Below are 2,951 nucleotides of genomic sequence, written 5' to 3'. Positions count from 1 at the left end.
AACAGGTCCGGACGGGCCGAGGCTCGCGAAGCGCTCTCCTGAGTGAGAGGCCTCCGGGCTCATCGCAGGTGCGTGAGGCCGGCGCCGAGCAGGGCGTGCTGGTGGAGCATCTCGTGCTCCTGGCGCGCCTGCTGGACCGCGAGCTCCTTGCGGGCCCTGCGCAGCGCGCGGCGGCGGGCGAGGAAGCTCGTGAGCAGGGTGTCGACGGCGACCTCGTCGGGGAACCGGTCGAGCCGGTGCAGAACGGAGGCCGTGCTGGTCAGGGGCGTGGGGCTGGTGAGGGTGGTCATGACGGCGGGGGCTCTCTCCATGGTCCGATCGGACGTGGTGGCGGATCTGAGGTCGTCGCGCGAGTCGACGAGGGCATGCGGGGACATGGGCGCTCCTGGAGCGGGTGTGCTGCGACAAGGCTCGTGCACGGCACGGACAGGAGCTGTCCGTGAAGGTGCAGGGGGAGGCTCCGCGGCCCGGGGATCTCGGACGGCGGGAGCTGTTCTCAGGGGTGCCGGCGTCAGGGGCCGGCGGGGCGCGCTGCGGGTGGTGCCGTCAGCGCGCTGCGGGCGCGGAGCCATCGGCGGCGCGGCGTCCCCCGCCGGCCACGTGCACGCCCGCGGGATCTCCGCAGCGCCGGATGGGGGATGCCGTGAGGCCGAGCGACGACGCGGCGGGGCTCGCCGGGGTCGTGGTCGGGGTCATGTGCATCTCCATACGGACAGTTCATCACTCCTGCCCAGAGGGCACAACCGAATAAAACCCGGTGTCTCCCGCGAGCCGGGCATGACGCCGAGGACCCGGTCACCCTGAGGGGGACCGGGTCCTCGCGGGCTCCCCGCTGCGCGGAGAGGAGGCTCAGCTCTCGATGCGGTAGCTGACGCCGATGCTGTGGGTCTCCCCCGGGGCGAGGGCGACGAAGCCGTCCTTGGCGACGGCGGGCTCGATGCACACGAACTCGGTCCAGGCGGCGTCGGGGATGTCGGCCATGCCCGTGACGAGCGTGTCCCAGGGGTTCCACACGACGGTCTTCGCGGTGCCGCGCGGGGTGGAGACGAGGCGGCGCCCGTCCTTCTCGTCGGAGATCGTCACCGTGGCGGTGGAGTCCACGACACGGTCGGTGGAGCCGGTGAGCCGCAGCGGTTCCGTCGGCATGACGGCAGGGGCCAGTCCCTGGGTGTTGTCGAGGTAGTCCGCGCCTTCGAGCCCGGCGATCTCGATCTCTCGCACGTCACCGACGGCGAGATAGGTGTGCAGGGCGGCCTCGAGCTCGAGTGCGCGGGGGCCGGCGGTGATCGTGAGGTCTACCGACAGCTCGGAGCCGAAGCGGAAGTCGATGCTCGCGGAGAGCGCCTCGACGCCCTCGGGGGTCACGAGGGTCAGGACCACCTCGTCGCCCTCGCGCTCGGCAGCGGCAAGGTCCCAGCGGATGGTGCGCAGCCAGCCGTGCTTGACGTCCATCGCCAGGTCGCGGCCCGGACCGAACCACGGGCCCACCAGCGGGATGCCGCCGCGCACCGGCTCGCCCTCGCCGAAGGCGGAATCGGGGCTGAGCCACAGCAGGTCCGCCTGCCCGGCAGGGACCCAGCTGATCAGGTGAGCGCCGTCCAGCAGCAGCTCGGCGGTGCTGGACGGGGTGCTGACCAGGAGCGCGTCGACCCCGTGGGTCGTTCCCAGGGTCACGCCCTCGGGAAGCGGGAGGGAGGAGGCGGTGGCATCGGTGCTCGCAGGGTTCATGGCCTCATCGTCGCATGCATCTGCGCAGGCGCCCCGGTGAGTCAGCCGGTTGCCGCGGCGCTCCCGCCGTCGTCCCCGGCGGGCTCCGCAGCGGCCGAAGCAGGCACTGCATCCGGCGAAGCGGGCTCCTCCTCGGTGCCCTCGGCGGCCGCGGAGACCGTGCGGATGAACAGCAGCAGCCAGCCGTACACGATCGCCGCCGCGCCCATCTCGAAAGCGGTCATGTTGAGGTAGCCCACCACCAGGTACAGCACGGTGACCGTCAGCAGCAGCGAGAAGGCCACCGCCGTCACCGCGAGGAGCGCACCGGGCAGGCGGCGCAGCAGCACCGGGATGATCAGCAGGGTGAGACCGAAGACGACCACGAGGGACTGGGCGACGATGTCATGCCAGAAGACGCTCACGGGGCGCGAGATCACCGCGACCAGCGCCACCAGCACCCCGACCGTGGTCAGCAGGGAGCGCACCACGGTCATCAGCCACGCCGGCTCGCCCACGCTGCGCGCCCAGCGATCCAGGTCGTGGGCGAGGAACTCGGCTACGGTCACCAGCGCGATCCCGGTCAGCAGGAGGGTGAGGTTGAAGGTGAGGCTCGAGAGGTCCCCGCCTTCGCCCAGCTCGGAGAAGTACCGCTCCCACCAGTAGGGGTCCTCGGCGTTCAGGGCGCTCGCGAGGACCCCCACCGTGAGGAACACCGCTAGCAGGGTCGCCAGTGCCCGGCCGGTGAGGGCGGAGGCCGCCGCGGAGGTGACATAGGCGGCGGCGCCGCCGGCGAGCGCGACCCAGAAGGTGCCGGCCATCTGATCCAGGGCGACGCCGAGGAAGGCCTGCTGGAACACGCCGAACAGGGCGCCGGTGAGGAACAGGCCGAGGATCCCGCACACGAGCGACAGGCCGATCACGTCGGTCGCGCGGCGCCACCAGCGGCGCCCGCCGAACCAGGGCAGGGAGTGCCGGGTGAGGGTCGTGAGCGTGAGTGCAGCGGTCATCGCGGCGCAGCCCAGCACCGTGAGCGCGGCGACCTGCCCGATCGACCCGGCTCCCGCGAGCGGAGCCGTCCCGCGCAGGGCCAGGAGTCCGACGGCGAGGCCCGCCAGCGCACCGCCGACGCCCATGCCGACATGACGGGACTCGACGCGCGAGGCGCGGGAGGTGCGCCCGGGCCGCGGGGCACGGGCGGCACGCGGGGCACCGGACGCGGCAGGGGGAGGCACGGAGGGTCC

4 protein-coding genes are annotated in these 2,951 nt (G+C 72.8%); all 4 read right to left on the bottom strand.

Going from position 1 to position 2,951, the window contains the following annotated elements:
* Nucleotides 1–59 precede the first annotated feature (59 nt).
* The 4 genes from VF289_RS17325 to VF289_RS17310 all read right to left on the bottom strand — a co-directional run bounded on the left by VF289_RS17325 (nt 60) and on the right by VF289_RS17310 (nt 2,942).
* Nucleotides 60–311: a hypothetical protein gene (locus VF289_RS17325; protein ID WP_330885326.1), complete on the bottom strand. Its 252-nt coding sequence runs from the start codon at nt 309–311 to the stop codon at nt 60–62.
* 235 nt (nt 312–546) lie between these two features.
* Nucleotides 547–696 (bottom strand): hypothetical protein, encoded by a 150-nt coding sequence (locus VF289_RS17320; protein WP_330885324.1) that lies wholly within the window; start codon nt 694–696, stop codon nt 547–549.
* Between the two features lie 153 nt (nt 697–849).
* A complete protein-coding gene (locus VF289_RS17315) occupies nt 850–1,728 on the bottom strand; it encodes a D-hexose-6-phosphate mutarotase (protein WP_330885322.1) in 879 nt (292 codons plus the stop codon).
* Between the two features lie 41 nt (nt 1,729–1,769).
* Nucleotides 1,770–2,942, bottom strand: coding sequence for a hypothetical protein (locus tag VF289_RS17310; protein WP_330885327.1), 1,173 nt, complete (start codon nt 2,940–2,942; stop codon nt 1,770–1,772).
* Nucleotides 2,943–2,951 lie beyond the last annotated feature (9 nt).

This window comes from Brachybacterium sp., assembly GCF_036379615.1.
Classification (GTDB): Bacteria; Actinomycetota; Actinomycetes; order Actinomycetales; family Dermabacteraceae; genus Brachybacterium.
Note: the sequence above shows the minus strand (reverse complement) of the source record. Positions and strands in the feature narration are given on the sequence as shown.

Excerpts from the sequence above, each read along its gene's own strand:
- VF289_RS17315 (WP_330885322.1), bottom strand. The coding sequence starts at position 1,728 with ATGAACCCTGCGAGCACCGATGCCACCGCCTCCTCCCTCCCGCTTCCC.
- VF289_RS17325 (WP_330885326.1), bottom strand. The coding sequence starts at position 311 with ATGGAGAGAGCCCCCGCCGTCATGACCACCCTCACCAGCCCCACGCCC.
- VF289_RS17320 (WP_330885324.1), bottom strand. The coding sequence starts at position 696 with ATGACCCCGACCACGACCCCGGCGAGCCCCGCCGCGTCGTCGCTCGGC.